This window comes from Streptomyces stelliscabiei, assembly GCF_014873495.1.
Classification (GTDB): domain Bacteria; phylum Actinomycetota; class Actinomycetes; order Streptomycetales; family Streptomycetaceae; genus Streptomyces; species Streptomyces bottropensis.
In genome coordinates, this window is record NZ_JADBGF010000001.1 from 6,382,717 (window position 1) to 6,403,101 (window position 20,385).

Annotated in this window: 16 protein-coding genes; 7 read left to right on the top strand and 9 right to left on the bottom strand. The window is 68.0% G+C overall.

The window, feature by feature from the left end; all coding sequences use genetic code 11:
* Nucleotides 1-112: 112 nt before the first annotated feature.
* Complete coding sequence (locus tag H4687_RS28310) at nt 113-7,414, top strand: polymorphic toxin-type HINT domain-containing protein (protein WP_234317471.1); 7,302 nt, start codon at nt 113-115, stop codon at nt 7,412-7,414.
* A gap of 4 nt (nt 7,415-7,418) precedes the next feature.
* A complete protein-coding gene (locus H4687_RS28315) occupies nt 7,419-7,922 on the top strand; it encodes a hypothetical protein (RefSeq protein ID WP_159026160.1) in 504 nt (167 codons plus the stop codon).
* A gap of 160 nt (nt 7,923-8,082) precedes the next feature.
* Here H4687_RS28315 and H4687_RS28320 read toward each other — a convergent pair whose 3' ends face one another.
* The 4 genes from H4687_RS28320 to H4687_RS28335 form a co-directional block, all read right to left on the bottom strand.
* On the bottom strand, nt 8,083-9,375 hold the full coding sequence (locus H4687_RS28320) for an IS256 family transposase (protein WP_046915432.1): 1,293 nt from the start codon (nt 9,373-9,375) through the stop codon (nt 8,083-8,085).
* Nucleotides 9,376-9,810: 435 nt separating this feature from the next.
* Nucleotides 9,811-10,602 (bottom strand): hypothetical protein, encoded by a 792-nt coding sequence (locus H4687_RS28325; protein WP_046918857.1) that lies wholly within the window; start codon nt 10,600-10,602, stop codon nt 9,811-9,813.
* 121 nt (nt 10,603-10,723) lie between these two features.
* The gene (locus H4687_RS28330; protein ID WP_046918858.1) at nt 10,724-11,041 is read right to left on the bottom strand and encodes a helix-turn-helix domain-containing protein; all 318 of its coding nucleotides are present in this window, start codon (nt 11,039-11,041) and stop codon (nt 10,724-10,726) included.
* Nucleotides 11,038-11,424, bottom strand: a complete 387-nt coding sequence (locus H4687_RS28335; RefSeq protein ID WP_192781727.1) for a type II toxin-antitoxin system RelE/ParE family toxin — start codon at nt 11,422-11,424, stop codon at nt 11,038-11,040. Before H4687_RS28335 ends, H4687_RS28330 begins: the two co-directional genes overlap by 4 nt.
* A gap of 243 nt (nt 11,425-11,667) precedes the next feature.
* On the opposite strand from H4687_RS28335, the gene H4687_RS48730 reads away from it, so the two are divergent.
* The 4 genes from H4687_RS48730 (at nt 11,668) to H4687_RS28355 (ending at nt 13,591) form a co-directional block, all read left to right on the top strand.
* A complete protein-coding gene (locus H4687_RS48730; protein WP_046918860.1) occupies nt 11,668-11,970 on the top strand; it encodes a DUF7737 domain-containing protein in 303 nt (100 codons plus the stop codon).
* 105 nt (nt 11,971-12,075) lie between these two features.
* The gene (locus H4687_RS28345) at nt 12,076-12,603 is read left to right on the top strand and encodes a TM2 domain-containing protein (RefSeq protein WP_046918861.1); all 528 of its coding nucleotides are present in this window, start codon (nt 12,076-12,078) and stop codon (nt 12,601-12,603) included.
* Nucleotides 12,596-12,994, top strand: coding sequence for a DUF2752 domain-containing protein (locus H4687_RS28350; protein ID WP_046918864.1), 399 nt, complete (start codon nt 12,596-12,598; stop codon nt 12,992-12,994). The genes H4687_RS28345 and H4687_RS28350 overlap by 8 nt, the downstream gene beginning before the upstream one ends.
* 333 nt (nt 12,995-13,327) lie before the next feature.
* Nucleotides 13,328-13,591 carry a TM2 domain-containing protein gene (locus tag H4687_RS28355; protein WP_005481016.1) on the top strand — a complete coding sequence of 88 codons (264 nt, stop codon included), beginning with the start codon at nt 13,328-13,330 and terminating at the stop codon, nt 13,589-13,591.
* Between the two features lie 217 nt (nt 13,592-13,808).
* On the opposite strand, the gene H4687_RS28360 is transcribed toward H4687_RS28355, so the two are convergent.
* From H4687_RS28360 to H4687_RS28380, 5 genes are all read right to left on the bottom strand, one after another.
* Nucleotides 13,809-14,588 carry a succinate dehydrogenase iron-sulfur subunit gene (locus tag H4687_RS28360; protein WP_045562915.1) on the bottom strand — a complete coding sequence of 260 codons (780 nt, stop codon included), beginning with the start codon at nt 14,586-14,588 and terminating at the stop codon, nt 13,809-13,811.
* A complete protein-coding gene (sdhA, locus tag H4687_RS28365; RefSeq protein WP_046918862.1) occupies nt 14,588-16,345 on the bottom strand; it encodes a succinate dehydrogenase flavoprotein subunit in 1,758 nt (585 codons plus the stop codon). The genes H4687_RS28360 and sdhA overlap by 1 nt, the downstream gene beginning before the upstream one ends.
* 23 nt (nt 16,346-16,368) lie before the next feature.
* Nucleotides 16,369-16,860, bottom strand: coding sequence for a succinate dehydrogenase hydrophobic membrane anchor subunit (locus H4687_RS28370; protein ID WP_046918863.1), 492 nt, complete (start codon nt 16,858-16,860; stop codon nt 16,369-16,371).
* 5 nt (nt 16,861-16,865) lie between these two features.
* On the bottom strand, nt 16,866-17,246 hold the full coding sequence (gene sdhC, locus H4687_RS28375) for a succinate dehydrogenase, cytochrome b556 subunit (protein ID WP_078531457.1): 381 nt from the start codon (nt 17,244-17,246) through the stop codon (nt 16,866-16,868).
* A 429-nt stretch (nt 17,247-17,675) separates the two neighbouring features.
* A complete protein-coding gene (locus H4687_RS28380; protein WP_078907597.1) occupies nt 17,676-18,305 on the bottom strand; it encodes a 2-oxo-4-hydroxy-4-carboxy-5-ureidoimidazoline decarboxylase in 630 nt (209 codons plus the stop codon).
* Nucleotides 18,306-18,595: 290 nt separating this feature from the next.
* On the opposite strand from H4687_RS28380, the gene H4687_RS28385 reads away from it, so the two are divergent.
* Nucleotides 18,596-20,191 carry a beta-N-acetylhexosaminidase gene (locus H4687_RS28385; RefSeq protein ID WP_046919840.1) on the top strand — a complete coding sequence of 532 codons (1,596 nt, stop codon included), beginning with the start codon at nt 18,596-18,598 and terminating at the stop codon, nt 20,189-20,191.
* The last annotated feature ends 194 nt before the right edge of the window (nt 20,192-20,385 follow it).

A 20,385-nucleotide genomic window follows, 5' to 3' on the forward strand; every position in this document is an offset into this window, starting at 1 on the left:
TCGGTCGATCTAGCGGAACTCCACAGAGTCGACACAGAATCTGCCCATCTGATACGCCATCACGCGTGGTCCATTCCCGGCCCCGCCTCGAATGGTCCGGGGGGACCTCGCCGTGTTCGGTCGCTTCTTGCCTGTCCGCTCGCGTCGGCTGCGCCGGGTGCGCGCTGCCGTCGTGCCCACGCTCGGGGCGGCGCTGCTCGTGGGTCTGCTGCCCACGCAGTCGTTCGCGCTGCCGCCCGACCCGGCCGCGGCCGAGAAGGGCCGCGAGACCGTCGAGCTGGAGACCCTCGACGAGGACGAGATCGTCGCCGGAGCGGTCGCCGAACCCGACCTGGAGACGCTGAAGGTCGACGTCCCTCCGGACCGGCAGCAGGCCCCGACGGGGACGGTCACCACACCGGCGGCCGGTACGGAGCCGGTCAACTTCGGCTCGGCCGCGAGCACCAGTCCCGCATCGGCCCGTACGACCGCGACCGCGCGCCAGGCTGGCATGACCCCCGCCGGGAGTCTCCCCGTCAGTCTTGGGCAGGCCCCGGACCAGGCCGCGCCCACCGGCACCTGGCAGGTCCAGCTCTACGACCGCGCCGCCGCCGTGTCCCAGGGCGTCGACGGCACCGTCGTGAAGGTCCAGGCTCCCGCGACCGGCTCCGTGCCGATCGCGGTCAAGCTCGACTACGCGAAGTTCAAGAACCTCTACGGCGCCGACTGGGCCTCGCGCCTGCGCTTCGTCCAGTTCCCCGAGTGCTACCTGACCACGCCCGAGGACGAGGCCTGCCAGGAGTACGAGGAGCTGGAGACCACCAACGACGTCCAGACACAGTCGATCACCGCCACGGTCGACACGGCGGCGGACGGAACCGTCACGCCCGCCTCGGCGCGGACGACCCCGCCCGGCGGGCCGTCGATCGCCCAGGCGTCCTACCGCACGTCGGCCACCGGAGTCACGTCGGCCACCGGGGTCACGTCGGCCACCGGGGTCACACCGGTCGCCGCGACCGGTGACACGGCCGTCGTCGGCGCGGTCGACTCCGGCGGCGGTGCCGGCGGCACGTTCAAGGCCACACCGCTGGCCTCCAGCGGCAAGTGGTCGGCGGGCGGTTCGTCCGGTGCCTTCACCTGGTCGTACCCGCTGACGATCCCGGCGGCCCCCGCGGGTCCTGCCCCCAACGTCGAGTTCAGCTACAACTCCCAGACCGTGGACGGCCGTACAGCCGTCGCCTCTCCCCAGTCCTCCTGGATCGGCGAGGGTTGGGACTACGACGCCGGTCACATCGAGCGCCGTTACCGCGCCTGCCAGGACGACCGCAAGAAGATGCGGTCCGGCACCGCCAACAACACGGCCAAGAAGGACAAGACGTCCGACCTGTGCTGGGTGTCGCACAACGCCGTGATGTCCCTGGGCGGCAGGACGACGGAACTGGTGCGGGACGCCGCCTCCGGCAGCGACCCCGAGAAAGACACCGAGATCTACCGCCCCCAGAGCGACGACGGTACCCGCGTCGAGCACCGCGTCGGCGGCACCAACGGCGACAACAACGGCGAGTACTGGATCGTCACGACCACGGACGGCACGAAGTACTACTACGGCCTCAACCAGGTCGGCGGCGGTCACGCCGACACCGACTCCGTCTCCACCGTCCCCGTCTTCGGCAACCACCCCGGTGAGCCCTGCCACGCCACGGCCTTCGCCGACTCCCGCTGCGGCTCCGGAAAGAAGCAGGCCTGGCGCTGGGGTCTGGACAAGGTCGTCGACGTACACGGCAACACCCTGGTCGTCACCTGGAAGCAGGAGACGAACCACTACGCGGTGAAGAAGAAGTTCAAGTCCCCCGAGCAGTACGACCGTTACGCCTACCCGAAGACCATCGAGTACGGCATGCGCGCGGACCTGACCAAGCCCTCCGCGACCGTCGAGTTCGGCGTGGCGCAGCGCTGCCTGAAGTCGGCGACGGCCTGCGACGCGGCGAACTTCGCCAAGACCTCCGACCCGGGCGCGTACCGCCCCTGGTGGGACACCCCCGGCAACCTCAACTGCAAGTCGACGTCGAAGCTCTGCCCGGCCTTCCCCTCCTTCTGGACGCAGCTGCGCCTGGACTCGGTGACGACGAAGGCGGCCCGCGCCGGCCAGACCGGCCTGGGCAAGGTGGACACCTACGAACTCCACCAGTCATTCCCCGAGGACTGGTACTACACGTCCCCCGGCCTCTGGCTGAACTCGATCACCCGTCGCGGCTTCGCCCCGGGCGACACCACCGGCACGCTCCAGCACAAGGACGGCGTCAGCTTCGGCGAGTACACGGTCGGCTCCTCCTCTGAACTGAAGGGGCGCCTGAGGGACCGCCAGCTCCCCAACCTGGTGTCGAGCGGCCCGAAGGACCAGCGTCCGCCCTTCACCCGCCCCCGCATCGGCACGGTGGCCACCGAGCACGGCGGTGACATCGAGATCGAGTACAAGGGTGGCTGCGCGAGCGAGCCGTCGGAGGACAAGGGCAGGGACAACGGCACCTGCTACCCGGTCCGCTGGTCGCCGGACGGCGACGAGAAGAAGCCCGCGAAGTCCTGGTTCAACAAGTACGTCGTGCACTCCGTGACCGAGAACGACAAGGTCACCTCGCGGGGCAAACTGATCTACACCCAGTACGACTACACCGACCCCGCCTGGGCGAAGACCGACGACGAGTTCACCCGGCCGTCCCTGCGCACGCACAGCGTCTGGCGCGGATACCGCCAGGTGGCGGTCACCAAGGGCAGCAGGACCACCACCTCCGCCGGAGTACCGCAGGCGCAGTCGTACTCCGAGACGCGGTACTTCCAGGGTGTCGGCGGCGAGGTCAAGGATTCCACGGGCAAGTACACGCTCGTCACCGACGACGAACCGCAGTTCGCGGGCATGGCGGCGGAGACCCTCACCTACCCCGACTCGGACAGGGGCACGCCGAAGAAGCGCACCCTCACCTTCCCCTGGTCGAAGCAGACCGCGTCCCGGTTCCGTGAGGCCGAGGACGGCGCGGACATGGATCCGCTCCTGGCCCATCGCAGTGGTGTGAAGCGTACGGACGAGATCCAGAAGGTCGGTGACAGCTGGCGGGCCGTCCGCACGCTGACGACCGTCGACGACACCTACGGCATCCCGGTCCAGGTCGAGACGGCGGTGGTCGAGCCGGACGGCTCCGGCGAGAACTTCTCCGACCAGAGCTGCACCAGGACGTCGTACGTGCACAACACGTCGGCCTGGCTCATCGGCCTGCCCAAGCAGCAGCGCACCACGGGCACCACCTGCGCGGATCACGACAGTGCCGACCCCGCCACGCAGCTCATCAGCGCGAGCCGCACCACCTACGACAACCAGTCCTACGGCGATGCCCCGACGAAGGGTCTGGTCACGGCCGCCGCAGGGGTGAACGGCGCCGGGACCTCGTACTCGGTCGTCACGAAGACGTCGTACGACCCGCTGGGCCGGGTCCGTACCGTCGCCAAGCCGGGCGCCGGCACGACGGAGATGCGGTACACCCCGGGCGACACCGGTGGTCCCGTCACCTCGGTGGAGGCGATCAACGCCAAGGGCCACGCGGTGACGACGACTTTCGATCCGGGCCGCAGCCTGGCGCTGACGGTCAAGGACGCCAACGGCCGGGTCACCCGTAACGAGTACGACGCCCTCGGCCGCTTCGTGAAGGGCTGGTCCCCGTCCCGCTCCTCGGGGGGCAAGTCGCCGAACGTCGAGATCGAGTACCAGCCGGCGATCGCCACCTCGAAGGAGTCCCGGCCCGCCGCCGTCACGACCAGGTCGCTCAAGGACGACGGCACCTACAGCCGCCAGGTGACCATCTACGACGGCCTGATGCGTCAGGTCCAGACGCAGTCGGAGGCGCACGGCCCCGGCCGCGTCGTCACGGACACCACCTACAACGACCACGGCCTGGTCGACGAGCAGACCAGCGCCTACCTCGCGAAGAACGAGCCGGCCGCCGAACTCTTCTCGCCCAAGTCGAAGTCGCTCGTCCCGGCCCGGATCAAGACCCGCTACGACGGTCTGGAACGGCCGGTCAGCCAGTCGACGTACCACGACGAGAAGCTGGCGTACGCGGCTAGGACGGAGTACGGCGACACCAGCACCTCCGTGGACCCGGCCGGGTCCACGGCGCCGCGGACCCGCACCGTCACGGACGCGCTCGGCCGTGTCACCTCGGTCGTCCACCACAAGGACGACAGCACGAGCGCCGGACGCACGACCACCTACGGATACGACGACCGCGGCCGGCGCACCAGCGTCAACGACCCCGCCGGCAACAAGTGGACGTACACGTACGACGCCCGGGGCCGGGTCACCTCCACGACGGACCCGGACGTCGGCAAGACGGACACCTGGTACGACGAGGCCGACCGGCCGTACAAGGTCACGGACGCGGAGCAGCGGACGACGTACACGGAGTACGACGAGCTGGGCCGCGTCAGGTTCGTCCGTGAGGGCTCCGAGACGAGCAATCCCGTCAAGTCGTTCACGTACGACTCCCTGTCGGGTGCCCTCGGTCAGCCGGTCGCCTCCACCAGGCACACCAAGAACGGCGACTACATCAGCCGCGTCACGGGCTACGACACCGAGTACCGGCCGACGGGCACCGAGACGGTGATCCCCGCCAACACCATGACGACGGGTGTCGCGGGCACGTACCCGTACAAGTACACGTACACCCAGACCGGAAAGCCGCAGACGGTCACGCTGCCGTCGGTGGGCGGGCTGGCCCAGGAGAAGGTCGTCACCCGCTACAACAGCGACGGCCTGACCGAGTCGACCTCGGGTCTCGCCTGGTACACGTCCGACGTCACCTACTCCCCGTACGGCGAACCCCTGCGGACGGTGTCCGGCTCCCAGCCGAACCGCGTCTGGACGACCAACTTCGTCGACCCCTACACCGGACGCCTCCAGCGCACGGTCGCGGACCGCGAGACCGCCGGCCCGCACCGCATCTCGGACAGCTCTTACTCGTACGACAAGTCCGGCGTCATCACGTCGAACGCACGTCAGCTGTCGGACGCCTCGGGTGACACCTGGGACATGCAGTGCTTCACGTACGACGTGATGGGGGAGCTGGCCAACGCCTGGACGTCGAACATCGCCCTCACGAGCAAGGGCACGGGCTGCAAGTCGGCGAACGGTACGACGTGGGGCCCGCGCACGGACCACGCGGCCTCGTCGGGCCCGGTCGCCGACGCGCCGGACACGGCGAGCGACGCGTCCAGCCCGGACGCCTCGCTCAAGTCGACGCTGGCCGCCACCGCCCCGGCCGCGAACACGGTCTCCACGGGCGCCACCGCCTACCACCAGTCCTTCACCTTCGACTGGCTGGGCAACCGGGCCACCCTGACCGAGGCAGACCCGGCGGACGCGACCAAGAACGTCACCTTCACGTACGGCTACAACCCCAAGCAGCCGCACACGATGACGTCGATCGCCTCCAGCCCGGCGGGCCAGAGCAGCACGTACACGTACGACGCGGTGGGCAACACGAAACTCCGTGATCTGCCGGCCGGGGCGCAGGACCTGAAGTGGACCTCGGAGAACAAGCTCGACACGATCACGGTCGGCAGCAAGAAGACGACGTACGTCTACGACGCCGCCGGCAACCGCCTCCTGGAGAACTCCCCCTCCGGTACGACGCTGTACCTGGGCGAGACGGAGGTGACGACGGGCAGCGCGGGTGCGGTGACCCGTGCTTCCCGGTCCTATGGCCAGCCCGGCGCCCCGATGGTGACCCGCACGGCGACCAGCGGCGCGACGACGGGCCACCAACTCTCGGCCCTCCTCGCGGACCACCTGGGCACGGCGAACACAGCGGTCGCTCTGGCGAGCGGCCAGGCGGTCACCCGCCGAGCCGCCAAGCCGTACGGCGAACTCCGCGGCCCGAAGCCGGCATCGTGGCCCAACAAGCGCGGCTACATCGGCGTCGGCATCGAGGACACGACCACCGGCCTGACCCACATCGGCGCCCGCGAGTACGACCAGAACGCGGGCCGCTTCATCTCGGCGGACCCGATCATCGACATCGCGGACCCGCTGCAGATGAACGGGTTCGCGTACTCCAACAACGGCCCGGTCTCGAACTCCGACCCCACGGGGCTGTGCCTGACCTGCGGCGAGGGATTGCCCATCGGAGGAACGGGCCACAACGGAACCGAGAAGCGCTATGTGGGTGCCCGGCAGGGGGCTTCTCAGGGAGGGGGCGGGGTCACGCACCTGGACCCGGGCTCCTACATGAACAGGCGTCGGACGATCGTCTATCCGGGCGTGGAAGTTCCGACGGGTTGGAAGGGGAGGGAAGAGTTCGTTGTGCGCTTCACTGAGCAGCTGGATGGTGTGCGGTTCACGAACGGTCAGCTTCCCAGCTATCTGAGCGACAGCGAAAACACGGGCGCTCAGCAACAACTCGGATTTTGGGCGCTCAACGTCTGCCGAGCGATGAAGTCCTGCCCGGCAGCGCTGGAAATGCACTTCATGCACCTGTCTGCGGGGTTCTCCTCGATGGTGACCGCAGCCGGTGACGTTGATATGCGCAGTACCATGCCAGGAAAGGGAGCGAAGGGCGCCAAGAAGGCAGGCGCAACCTGCAACCAATGCTTCCTGGCCGGAACCCCCGTCCTTATGGCTGACGGCACCACCAAGGACATCGAGGACATCGAACTCGGAGACAAGGTTCAGGCCACGGACCCGGAGACCGGCGAGACGGGACCACGTAAAGTTACCCGCCTCATCGTCACGGAGAACGACAAGCACTTCAACGAACTCTCCATCGCGACGGAAGACGGCATCGAAAAGCTCACGGCGACCTATGAGCACCCCTTCTGGTCACCGTCAGAGCACAAATGGACCGAGGCTGGCGACCTTGCGCCGGGCATGACCCTGCTCACGGACGAGGGCGACACCGTCATCGTCACCGGGAACCGGGCCTACACGCAGCACGCCCGGACGTACAACCTCACTGTTGACGACCTGCACACGTACTATGTGCTGGCGGGGGCCACGCCAGTTCTTGTTCATAACTCCAGTTGCCCGGCCGGATATGACCCCGAATTCCCCTCCATTAAGCTGGAGAACTATCGGGGAAGGTTCAATGCCTCACTGAACAAGAACGGATACAAGCGACTCCCTGACGATTGGGATGCCCACCATGCCATTCCGCAAGAGTACCGAGATCATCCAGAGTTCGCCGACTTCGACTTCGATGCGCCCTCCAACATGCGTGGGGTTCCCGGTAGTAGAATGAAGTCACGTGGCGCCAACGTCCATCAAGACATCACGAACCAGTGGAAGTGGTTCCACGACATGAACTCAAATCCCACGCGAGCTCAGATCGAAGACTTCGCTGGACAGGTAGACAGGGGATACGGTGACTACTTCTGGCGAGAGCCTAAGTAGCTGGGTGGATGAGGTGTCGCGGCTGACCTCGAAGCTCATGAGGAACTTCGAGGCGAGCTTCGGGTACCCTCCAGGCGATAACGGCGTGCTCAAGGCCACCCCCGAACAAGGACTCGAAGTGGCTTCACAGTTGGCTGCTGCTGGAATTGGTGAGGATCTTCATGAGTTCTACTCGCGAGTAGAAGAGGTGTCTTTGCCGGATGTGGGTAATGGGTTCTTTATCCACTCAGCCGAAGCGGTAGTCGACGGGATTAGAGGGGATCAGCCGACCGAAGTAGTCGGCGCCGTCCAAGACGAGATCACTGTATTCGGCTCTGATGGAGGAGGAGGGCTCTTTGCTCTGAGCTCCTCTGGAGAACGAGTCTATCGACTTGATGGTGGATCTCTGATTGGCTCTACCTACGACGTGGATGACTCCGGAGTGAGGGTGGTCGCGAATGGATTCTGGGATTTTTTGGAATACTTGCGCGGCGAATTGGGCCAGGCGATTCCGGCCGATTGGATCTAGAGTTTCAAGAGAATAGCTTCGACTGAACTGTAGAAGCCCGGCCAGGGACTCCTGGCCGGGCTTCTACATGCCTTGACGGTAACGGTGACGGCAACGTCAGCGGACGGCTGCAGCGGTGGGCGGGACTGTCAAACGAGTGGTGTAACTGGGGCAGTTGAGGTTACTGGCGGGCCGCTGACAGGCGGCCGTCGAAGGTGATGTCGAAAGCGTTCAGCGCTGTTTTCCAGCGCATGGTCCAGCGTGCCTGTCCCTTGCTGGTGGGGTCGAGCGACATGACGGCCATATAGACGCACTTCAGGGCGGCCTGCTCGTTCGGGAAGTGACCGCGGGCCTTGACCGCCCGGCGGATCCGCGCGTTCACCGACTCGATCGCGTTCGTCGTGCAGACGATGCGGCGGATCTCGGTGTCGAACCGCAGGAACGGGGTGAACTCCTCCCAGGCGTTCTCCCACAGCTTCACGATCGCTGGATACTTCCGGCCCCAGGCATCGGCGAACTCGGCGAACCGGTCAAGTGCTGCCTCTTCGGTGGGTGCGGTGTAGACGGGCTTGAGGAGACGCGCGATCTTGTCCCAGTCCTGGCGGGCGGCATAGCGGAAGGAGTTCCGCAGCAGATGCACCACGCAGGTCTGCACGATCGTCCGCGGCCAGACCGTCTCGACCGCCTCGGGCAGGCCCTTGAGCCCGTCGCAGACCAGCATGAGAACGTCACTGACGCCGCGGTTCTTGATCTCGGTGAGGATGTGCAGCCAGTGCTTGGCACCCTCGCCGCCGTCACCGGCCCACAGCCCCAGGATCTCCCGCCGGCCCTCGGTCGTGACGGCCAGGGCCACATAGATCGGCCGGTTGGCCACCGCACCATCGCGGATCTTCACGTGGATGGCGTCGATGAAGACCACCGGATAGACGGCGTCCAGCGGACGGCTCTGCCATTCCGCCATGCCTTCCAGGACCTTGTCGGTGATGGTGGAGATGGTCTGACGGGAGACCTCAGCGCCATAGACCTCCGCCAGGTGGGCCTGCACCTCGCCGGTGGTCAGGCCCTTGGCCGCCAGCGAAATCACCATCTCGTCGACGCCGGTCAGGCGCTTCTGCCGCTTCTTGACGATCTTCGGCTCGAAGGAGCCGTCGCGGTCGCGGGGCACGGTTATCTCCACCGGCCCGACATCGGTCAGCACCGTCTTGGAGCGGGTGCCGTTGCGGGAGTTGCCGCCGTTCTTGCCTGCGGGGTCGTGCTTGTCATAGCCGAGATGGTCGGTGATCTCGCCCTCCAAGGCGGACTGCAGCAGTCGCTTGGTCAGCTGCTGCAGCAGCCCGCCCTCACCGGTCAGCTGCAGACCCTCGGCCTGAGCCCGGCCCACCAGCTCGTCGATCAACTGATCGTCCACGGCCTTCGCAGGCACAGCCTTCGTATGCTCAACGGTCGCAGCCTCGGACACGTTCTCACTGGTCATCGATGCATCTTCCATGATCGGGAGTTACACCGATCGTTTTACAGACCCAAACGGAGTGCCGAGGAACTTGTAGTCACGCCTGGCACAACCTGTTGTAGGCGCCGACGTCCCCGGTGCCTCAAAAAGGGCGTGGTCGGGGATCTCTGAGTTCGGTTGTACGCGCATCGGGAGCCTCTGCCGAGCCGGTACTCGGCGTGGGCTCCTCGGCATTTTGACGGCAACGTCAGCGGACGAGTGCTGAGGCAGATGGATTCTCGGACGGTTCCTCGGTGCCGTTCAGGGGGTTGTTGAGGCTGTCGATGGCTTGGCGTTGGAGGCGTGCCGAGAGGGCATGTTGAGGGCGCTCTACATCGAGTACTTCCCCACCACTTTTATTGCCTGGCGGAGCCCCAGACCGCCCTGATCGTGGCCCGCGTCGACTGACGCGGGCCCAGCTCAGGATGCGCAGCCCCCCACCCGCCGCGTACTCACCGCGATGTCGTCCACTCGCATCTCGAACGCCGACGGTGACGGGTTCCCCTGGTACAGCTGCCAGCCCAGCTTCAGCTTGTCGAAGGTGGGGAAGACGAAGTCGTCCGCCGTGCCGCCGTGGTTCTTCGTGGAGACGGTCAGGTCGGGCTGGGCCACGCCGTCCAGGTAGACCGTGACGCGGTTGTCCGTGGCGTCCAGGTGGAATTCCGCGCACTGCCACTTCCCGGCCACCGCCGGCGCCGAGGTCTTCCAGTTCGTCCAGTCGCCCGTCGGGCCCAGGTCGGAGCCCACGCCCCAGAAGTTGCCGTTGTCGGTGGGGGCGTACTGGCCGCCGAGGGGGCGGACCAGGGTGGGGGAGTCGGTGCCGGAGGCCTCCGCGAGGGTCCAGTGGGCCCACTGGGGGGCGGTGGGGAACTCGGTCACCCGCAGCCGCATCCGGGCCCAGAGGCTGTTGCCGGGCGGGGCGAGGTCGGGCAGGACGACGAAGGCGCGTCCGTTGCCCTCGGTGCGGAGGCGGAGTTCGCGGCCGTGGCCGTTGGTGCCGGGCGTGACGGTCAGCGTGCCGTTGGACGTGTCGGTGGTCCAGCCCCGGCCCTTGGTCACCGGGCCGAGGGGGAGATGGTTGAAGTTCTCCCGGACGAGCGTGCCGCCGTAGGTGTCGTGGGCGGCGGGCGTTGCCGAGGCTGTGGGGGGTATCGCGATCAGGATCGCGGCCGCGGCCGACAGTGCGGCCGCGGCTTTCCTCAGGATGGTCATGGGGGTCAGTCTGTGATCAACAACCCCATCAGTCACGCAAGTTGGATGCGATCCAGCCAAGCGGCAACGCTCGTCGAGGCGCGAGGGTTGTACGGGGCGTGTGGGATTCAGGAGCGCCGGGCTATGCCACCACCACCCGGGTCCCGTTGAAGTTCGCGACGATCTCCAGTTCCCCGCCCAGTGCCTCCACGTAAGCAGCGACCGTCCCCACCTCGGCGGACTCGGTCCTCCCGCGTTCGATGGCGGACACCCGTTCCTGGCGCACGTGCATACGGTCGGCCACCTCGCGCTGGGTGAGGCCGAGTTGTCGGCGCATCTCGGCCAGCCGGTGCGCACGTGCCTCGGCGACCATGCGCCGGGCACCCGACATGATCTCGTCGAGGTCCTCGGGGTCGTAGACCTCTTCCTTGACCTCGTCCCATGAGTGAAAGCTGGTCATCGCTCTGTCTCCTTGTGGCGGGGCCGGGCCAGGTGGTCCAGCCACTCGGTATAGCGTTCCTCGGCCAGGGGGATCGCGCGGCGGTACCACGCCGTCCATCGCCCCGCCTTGTCGCCCGCGACCAGGAGTACCGCGCTGCGTTCGGGATCGAAGGCGAAGAGGATCCTGATCTCAGTGTCTCCGGCCGAGCCCGGCCGCAGTTCCTTGAGGTGGTGCAGGGCGGACCCCTTGATCCGGTCCACCAGAGGGCGCCCGAGGTCCGGGCCCTCCTCTACCAGGGCCTGAATCGCCTGGCCCACCAGCCGTGCCGTGGTGCGGTCGTCCTTGCGTAGCCTGTGCAGCCAGTCGCGCACCTCGCCGGTCATTTCAAGATGCCAGGCCATCAGCGATCACCGTGTAGTACGTGTACATACTAGTACTCTGGTGTACTGGCTGCCATCCGACCCGACAGTCCGGCGCGGATCACCCGATGGAGTTGCCCCTGTCTCGCAGGCGGGCGCTCCCGCCCTGCCTCCAGTGCCACCCTCCTGGGCAACTCCTCCGCCGCACTCAGGGGTTGGTGTAACTGGCTCTGACTGTCCGTCGACTGCCTGGCATCGCCCGTACTCGCGGGCTGCCGCAGTCGGTTGCGGGCGGAGCGCTGGATCCCGCGCCCCCTGCCGGGCCTGCGTCTCGTCCCCGAGTCGGCCGTCGGCAACGCGAACGGAAGCCGGAACGGGGGCGATGAGGGGAACGGAACCCCGCAGACCGGCTGTCTCCCCCGCGAGGGCGACCGTATGCTCGATGTCACCCTCAGCAAGGCGATGCTGCTCGCCAAAGACACGGGGATCGCGGACCCGACGATCGTCGGCCGGCTGTCACGGCCGACGGTGATCGGGGGATGTGACTCCGCCCACACGGGGGAGTCGGCGGGTGCCCGGCCGAAGTAACGACTTCTCTCCGGGCCCTTCCCTCCTGCAATATGACGGACAGCCCATATTCAGCTATTCAGCCGTTCCAGCCGCTCAAGCAAACAACACGCAGGAGTCAGTACCGTGACCGAGCAGCCTCAGCAGCCCGCTCAGCCCCCGCAGCCGCCGCAGCCCGGATACGGGTACCCGGGCGCGGCCCCCGGCCAGCCGGGCGCCAACCCGTACGGGGCTCCGCAGGCCGGTGACCCGTACGGGGCTCCGCAGGGCGGCTACCAGCAGCCGGGTGCGGGCCAGCCCGGTTACGGCTACCCGCAGCAGGGCGGTTACCCCCAGCAGGGCGGCTACCCCCAGGGCGGTGGCTACCAGGTGCCTCCGACGCCGGGCGGCGCGTACACCGGTGACCCCAACGCCCCGTACGGCTACGACCCTTACGGGCGCCCGTACTCCGACAAGTCGAAGATCGTCGCGGGCATCCTCTCGCTGTTCCTGGGTGCCTTCGGCGTAGGCCGCTTCTACATCGGTCATGTCGGCCTCGGCGTCGCGCAGCTCCTCACCTGCGGCGGCCTCGGCATCTGGTCGCTGGTCGACGGCATCATCCTGCTGACGAGCAGCAACACCACGGACTCCAACGGGCGTGTCCTGCGTGGCTGAGCGCGGCCTCACCACCCTCCGGCATCCGGCGGCGGCCCCCCTCGCGGTGGCCGCCGCCGGGCTGGGGGGCGCCGCGTACCTGTACGGCACCAACCCGCACGAGCCCGGTCATGTGCTGCCCCAGTGCCCGTTCCGCTTTGTCACCGGGCTTCTCTGCCCCGCCTGCGGCGGCACCCGCATGGTGTACGACCTGATGCACGGCCGCCTCGAAGCCGCCTGGCACGACAACCGGGTTCTGCTGCTCGCCGCGCCCTTCGCGCTCGTACTGCTCGGCCGCTGGGCCGTCGAGGGCCTGCGTGGCCGCCGCTGGCGCCCCGAACTCAGGCCCCGCACCCAGGCCTTGATCCTGGGCATCGCGGTGACGTGGACGATCGTCCGCAACCTGCACTGAGCGGGACTGTGGGGGGTGCAGAACCCCATCGCCTTCCCCCTGTCGACCCCCGTAAATCCCTTACGCCCGCTTTATCTTGCCCAGTTGTAGCAAGTTGGCTGGAATCGGATCACGGAATCGGAACGATCGCCTGATTACCCTCCCCTCCGTCCCCTGAATCTCACTACGCTCAACGGCTACAGGGGGGATGACGGGGGACTACGTCGTGCTCGATCGGTGGCCGGTATTTGCCGTGCCCGATCGCTGCCGGGCTTTGCCGCGCCTTCTCTCCTGGGCTCTCCCCGAAGCAATCCGCTTCGGTTATTCAGTCCGGTACATCCAGGAGTTATTTCCATGACCGTCCCCACCCCTGACGCTCCCTTCGGCCACGACCCGCAGGGGCGCCCCTACTCCGACAAGTCGAAGATCGTCGCCGGCATTCTGCAGCTCTTCCTCGGCACGCTCGGCATCGGTCGCTTCTACGTCGGTTCCGTCGGCGTGGGCGTCGCCCAGCTCCTCACCTGCGGTGGTCTGGGCTTCTGGTCCCTGATCGACGGCATCCTGTTCCTCACGAGCAACGACCGCACCGACGCCCAGGGCCGTGTCCTGCGCGGCTGATCGCGCTGCGGATCACCGCTCGGGTGATCGACCGAAGGGCCTCGTCCACCCCGGAGCTTCCCTCTGAGCTCCGCGCGGGGACGAGGCCCTCGTGCGTGGGGACGAAGCCCTGGTGGACGGGGCGTGCGTACGCCCGCGCGTGCGCCAAGTAGCGCATGCATGACGGAGGGCCCGCAGGTGAACCTGCGGGCCCTCCGTCATGCGCTGTGGCGGCGGATCAGAAGCGGCGCGTGATGAGCGCCCGCTTCACCTCCTGGATCGCCTTGGTGACCTCGATACCGCGCGGGCAGGCGTCCGTGCAGTTGAACGTCGTACGGCAACGCCACACGCCGTCACGGTCGTTGAGGATCTCCAGCCGCTGCTCCCCGGCCTCGTCACGCGAGTCGAAGATGAACCGGTGGGCGTTGACGATCGCGGCCGGACCGAAGTACTGGCCGTCGTTCCAGAACACCGGGCACGAGGACGTGCACGCGGCGCAGAGGATGCACTTCGTGGTGTCGTCGAAGCGCTCGCGGTCCTCGGCGGTCTGGAAACGCTCACGCGTCGGCTCGTTGGTGTCCTTCGTGATCAGGAAGGGCATCACGTCCCGGTACGCCTGGAAGAACGGCTCCATGTCCACGACGAGGTCCTTGAGGACCGTGAGGCCCTTGATGGGCTCGACCGTGATCGGCTTCTCGGGGTTGATGTCCTTGATCAGCGTCTTGCAGGCCAGACGGTTCTTGCCGTTGATCCGCATGGCGTCCGAACCGCAGATGCCGTGGGCGCAGGAGCGGCGGAAGGTCAGAGTGCCGTCCACATCCCACTTGATCTTGTGCAGACCGTCGAGGACGCGCTCCTTGGGGTCGATCTCCAGCTGGAAGTCCTGCCAGCTGGCCTCGGCCGAGACCTCGGAGTTGAAGCGACGGACACGGAAGGTGACCGTGATGTACGGGGAGTCGGCGAAACCGGGCTCGGGGCTGCCTGCCGCGTCCGCCTTGTCCAGGGTCGGGGTTGCCATCAGTACTTACGCTCCATCGGCTGGTAGCGGGTCTGGACGACCGGCTTGTAGTCGAGGCGGACGGTCTCGGAGCCGTCGTCGCCGACCTCGCGGTACGCCATGGTGTGACGCATGAAGTTGACGTCGTCGCGGTTCGGGTAGTCCTCGCGGTAGTGACCGCCGCGGGACTCCTTGCGCGCGAGCGCCGACACGGCCATGACCTCGGCCAGGTCGAGCAGGTTGCCCAGCTCGACGGCCTCCAGGAGGTCGGTGTTGAACCGGCGGCCCTTGTCCTGGATCGCCACGTTCTTGTAGCGGGCCCGCAGCTCGGCGATCTTCTCGACGGCCGTCTTGATCGTCTGCTCGGTGCGGAACACCATGACGTTGGCGTCCATGGTCTCCTGCAGCTCGCGCCGCAGCTCCGCCACGCGCTCGTTGCCCGTGGACGAGCGCAGCCGCTCGATCTGCTCGACGACCAGCGACTCCGGGTTCTCCGGCAGCTCGACGAAGTCGGCCGTCCGGGAGGCGTAGTCGGCGGCGGCGATGCCCGCCCGCTTGCCGAACACGTTGATGTCGAGCAGCGAGTTCGTGCCGAGGCGGTTGGCGCCGTGCACGGAGACGCAGGCGACCTCGCCGGCGGCGTACAGGCCCGGGACGACGGTGGTGTTGTCGATCAGGACCTCACCCTGGACGTTCGTCGGGATGCCGCCCATGGCGTAGTGCGCGGTCGGCTGGATCGGGATCGGGTCCGTGTAGGGCTCGATACCGAGGTACGTCCGCGCGAACTCGGTGATGTCCGGGAGCTTGGCGTCGAGCTGCTCCGGCGGGAGGTGCGTGAGGTCGAGGTAGACGTGGTCGCCCTCGGGACCGCAGCCGCGGCCCTCGCGGATCTCCGTGTAGATGGAGCGGGACACGACGTCACGGGACGCGAGGTCCTTCATGACCGGCGCGTACTTCTCCATGAAGCGCTCGCCGTCCTTGTTGCGGAGGATGCCGCCCTCACCGCGGGCGCCCTCCGTCAGCAGGATGCCCATGCGCCAGATGCCGGTCGGGTGGAACTGGAAGAACTCCATGTCCTCCAGCGGCAGCCCGCGACGGTAGACGGCCGCCTGGCCGTCACCGGTCAGGGTGTGCGCGTTCGACGTCACCTTGAAGAACTTGCCGGTGCCGCCGGACGCGTAGATCACGGCCTTCGCCTGGAAGACGTGGATCTCACCGGTGGCGAGTTCGTACGCGACGACGCCGGCCGACTTCTTGACGCCGTCGACCTCGGTGATCAGCTGGTCCAGGACGTAGAACTCGTTGAAGAACTCCACGCCGTGCTTGACGCAGTTCTGGTACAGCGTCTGGAGGATCATGTGGCCGGTGCGGTCGGCCGCGTAGCAGGAGCGGCGGACCGGGGCCTCGCCGTGGTTCCGGCTGTGACCGCCGAAGCGGCGCTGGTCGATCGTGCCGTTCGGGGTGCGGTTGAACGGCAGGCCCATCTTCTCCAGGTCGAGGACGGAGTCGATGGCCTCCTTCGCCAGGATCTCGGCGGCGTCCTGGTCGACCAGGTAGTCACCGCCCTTGACCGTGTCGAAGGTGTGCCACTCCCAGTTGTCCTCCTCCACGTTGGCGAGCGCGGCGGCCATGCCGCCCTGCGCGGCGCCCGTGTGGGAGCGGGTGGGGTACAGCTTGGTCAGCACGGCGGTGCGGCTGCGCTGCGTCGACTCGATGGCCGCGCGCATACCGGCGCCGCCGGCGCCGACGATGACGGTGTCGTACTTGTGGATCTTCATGATCGGTTGCCTCAGCCCCGTGCCTAGCGGATGTTCGGGTCGAAGGTGAAGATCACCAGCGTGCCCAGCAGGATGGTGAACACCGTGGCGGTGTAGAGCAGGCCCTTCAGCCACAGGCGGGTGTTCGGACGCTCCGCGTAGTCGTTGATGACCGTACGCAGGCCGTTCGCGCCGTGCAGCATCGCGAGCCACAGCATCAGCAGGTCCCAGGTCTGCCAGAACGGGGACGCCCAGCGGCCCGCGACGAACGCGAAGCCGATCTTGGAGACGCCGCCGTCGAGGACGAGCTGGATGATCAGGTGGCCGATGACCAGGACGACCAGGACGATGCCGGACAGGCGCATGAACAGCCATGCGGCCATCTCGAAGTTGCCGCGGGTCGACTTCGGGGTCTTCTTGGTGCGCTTGCGGGGCGGCTCGATGAAGGGGGCCGGGTTGTCGGGGCTGTAGCCCGACAGCTCTCCGGCGCCCTCGACGGGGCCGATGCCGGACGCGGTGGTTTCAGTGGCGGACATCTGCCTCAGCTCCCGAAGACTTCACGGACGGCGTGGCCGAGGACGGGGTACAGGGCCCCGATCATCAGCACGAGCCAGATGCCGACGACGGACCACAGCATCGTCTTCTGGTGACGGGGGCCGTTGGACCAGAAGTCGACGGCGATGACCCGAAGACCGTTGAGCGCGTGGAAGAGGATGGCGGCGACGAGGCCGTACTCCAGCAGCGCGACGATCGGCGTCTTGTACGTGGCCACGACCTTGTCGTACGCGTCGGGGGAGACACGGACGAGAGCGGTGTCCAGCACGTGTACGAACAGGAAGAAGAAGATGAGGACGCCGGTGACTCGATGAGCCACCCAGGACCACATTCCTTCCCGGCCGCGGTACAGCGTTCCAGCCGGCACGGAAGAACCCTCCGGGAGCGGGGATTGGGGCCGGCCGGCTTGCTTGTCGGTCTGACCCGGCCGGGTACGGTCCACCGGCCCCGGCCATGGTAGCGACGTCGTTGCACTTGGCTTAAGCCGGGAGGGTTGGTGTGATCAAACTGGCATACAAAGGTGCACGTAAGGGTGAGTAGCGGGCGGCATCCGGGGTGGGGGTGCTGACGGGGTGCCGGGTGCGGGTTCGGTGGGGGCTGGTCGCGCAGTTCCCCGCGCCCCTGAAACGATCCCGCCGTCACGGCGGCCCCGAGGCGCTGCGGAGTTCCACGCGTCCTCGAAAAGATCGCGCAGTTCCCCGCGCCCCCAAGAGGTTGCGCCGCTCCCTGCCGCCCGAGGGCGCTGCGCGGTTTCCCCGCGCCCCGCTCCTGCGAAGGGCGCGCGGTTCCCCGAGCCCTAGAAGATCGCGCGGTTCCCCGCGCCCCTGGTGAGGTGGCTGGTCAGGCGTTCTCGTGCCAGGCGGCGTAGTTCCTCGGCCACCACCACGCGCTCCTCCTCCGGGTCGTTCGAGAGGCGGGAGCGGATGCCCTCCAGGGTCCGGTCGAGGAGTTCGTCGGGACGGGTGGTGGTCCCGGAGATCACGAAGACGTGGCCGAAGCGGGCCTCGTAGGCGGCGTGGGCGGCGTTCAGGGCGGTGTGGGCCACGCCGTAGGTGTCGTCGGGGAGGGGCGGGAGGGTCTCGCCGGCCAGCGCTTCCGCGAGGTCGGCCGCCGTGAGGTCGTACGCCGCCTCGTCCGACGCGGCGAGCAGGGCGTCGAGGTCGGGGTAGGGGCGGTGGTCGGTGAGGCGGTGGGCCCAGCGGAGGCTGCGCAGGCAGGTGAGGAGGATCTGGCGGGCGCTGTCGGCGGGGGCGTGGTTGAACCGCTCCAGGGCCGACGGGCCGGGGGTGCGGACCTGCTCCGGTATGGCGACCTGGCCGGGGAGGCGGGGGAGACGGTGCGGAGGCAGCGTGGTTCCTCGGCGGTGCGTAGGGGTCGGCAGGGCAGGTTGTGCGAAAGGTGCCACCACGTTATCGAGGCGGGTCATGGGCTGTCCGTTCGATGCCCGAAATTCACCCGAACGGGAGAGTTTCGGAACCTGTGGTGGACTGATGGGACGGTGGAACGTCGTAGGTTCGAGAAGGGGCTCGGAAGAGAGCCGGGCGTGTCGAGAGAGCCGAGAGAGCCGGGACAGGACCGGGAGAAGGCCGGGGGAAGGTGCGGGCGAGAGGTGCGTGAGTTGTCGTGGATGCTGACCGGGATCGGGACCGAGGGCGCGTCGTGAACCGAGGCCGGCGCAGGGCACCCCGCAGGAAGACGGCGATCACCTCGAAAGGGTTGCTCCTGGGGACGGGAGCCGTCCTGGCGGGTGGCGCGGTCGCGGTGGCCGTGACCGTGTGGCCGGGCGACGGGACACGCACGCCCAGCGGCTCGGAGCCGTCGCGGGCGGGCTCGTCCGTGAACGCCGCCGAGAAGGCCCCCTCCGCGTCCCCGTCCCCCTCGCGCTCGTACCCGCTGTCCCAGAAACCGCGGACCATCCCCGCCGTACGGCAGCACGAGGCCGCCCGCGGCCCCGGCTGGAAGCCCGCCGACGGCGGCCGGGTCGTCGTACGGAACGCGGCGCTCGCCGACGAGGGGCGGCTGACCGCCGGGGAGCTGGGGCTGGCCTACGCGGGGGACGCGCGCCCCCGCGCCGGGGACGTGGAGCTGGCGCTGACCGGGGCCGACCAGCCGAGGTCGGAGGCGTACACGCTGACGGTGAAGGACCGGCGGGTACGGATCGCCGCGCCCGCCGAGGCGGGCGTCTTCTACGGGACGCGCACCCTGAAGCAGGAGGTGCGCGGCGGCGGTACGGCACCGGAGGGCGTCGTCCGCGACGAGCCGGCCAAGCCGCAGCGTGGGTTCATGCTCGACATCGCGCGCAAGCACTTCACGGCGGGCTGGATCGAGGACCGCGTCCGTGAGCTGGGCGACCTGAAGTACAACCAGCTCGGGCTGCACTTCTCCGACGACCAGGGCTTCCGCATCGCCTCCACGAGCCACCCCGAGGTGGTGTCGGACCAGCACCTCACCAAGGCCCAGGTGCGGAAGATCCTGGACCTCGCGAAGAGCCGGCACATCCAGGTCGTACCGGAGATCGACTCCCCCGGGCACCTGGGGGCCGTGATCGCGGGCAATCCCGGGCTGCAGCTGCGGAACGCCCAGGGCGTGGCCGCGAGCGGGGCCGTCGACATCTCCAACCCGAGGTCGGCCGTGGTCGTGGACGAGCTGCTCGACGAGTACGCCGGTCTCTTCGACGGCGCGTACTGGCATCTCGGCGGGGACGAGTACCGGGCGCTGATGGCGTCGAACCCCGAGGCGTCCTACCCGCAGCTGGCCGCCGCCGCGCGGCAGAAGTACGGCCCCGGCGCGACCGTCGCCGACCTCGCCACCGGCTGGCTCAACGACCGCGCCAAGGTGATGCGCGGCCATGACCGGACCGTGCGGGCCTGGAACGACGGGTTCTTCCGGGGCGGCTCGGTCCAGGCGGACAGGTCGATCCAGGTCGCGTACTGGACGGGCAAGGAGATCGGGGCCCGGCAGCCCGTCGAGTATCTGAGCGCCGGACGGCAGGTGATCAACTACAACGACGAGTACCTGTACTACGTCCTCGGCGAGCCCAACCAGTTCTTCTACCCGACCGGACAGCGCATCTACGAGTCCTGGACGCCACGGGTGCTGCGCGGCACGACCGCCGTCCCGGCCCGGTACGACGACCAGATCCTCGGCGGTTCGTTCGCCGTCTGGTGCGACCTCGCGAACCGGCAGACCGAGGCGCAGGTCGCGGCGGGCGTGCGGATGCCGCTGCGGGCGCTGTCGCAGAAGCTGTGGGATCCGGGGAAGCCGACGCTGAGCTGGGCGCAGTTCCGGGAGCTGGCGGGGAAGGTGAGCTGAGGCGGTGGTGGGTCGCGGCGCCGGTGAATCGAATGGACGGGCGGGGCGGGTGAACCGTATGTTCCGCGTGTTCTGATCGCCGAGCGTGAGGGTCCGCGGAGGACCGTGTTCGGCGCGCGTTTCGATCACACGGGGGCTTCGAACGATGGACTGTGCGCGTTGCGGGAACCACACCGCGACACCCGGAGGACAGC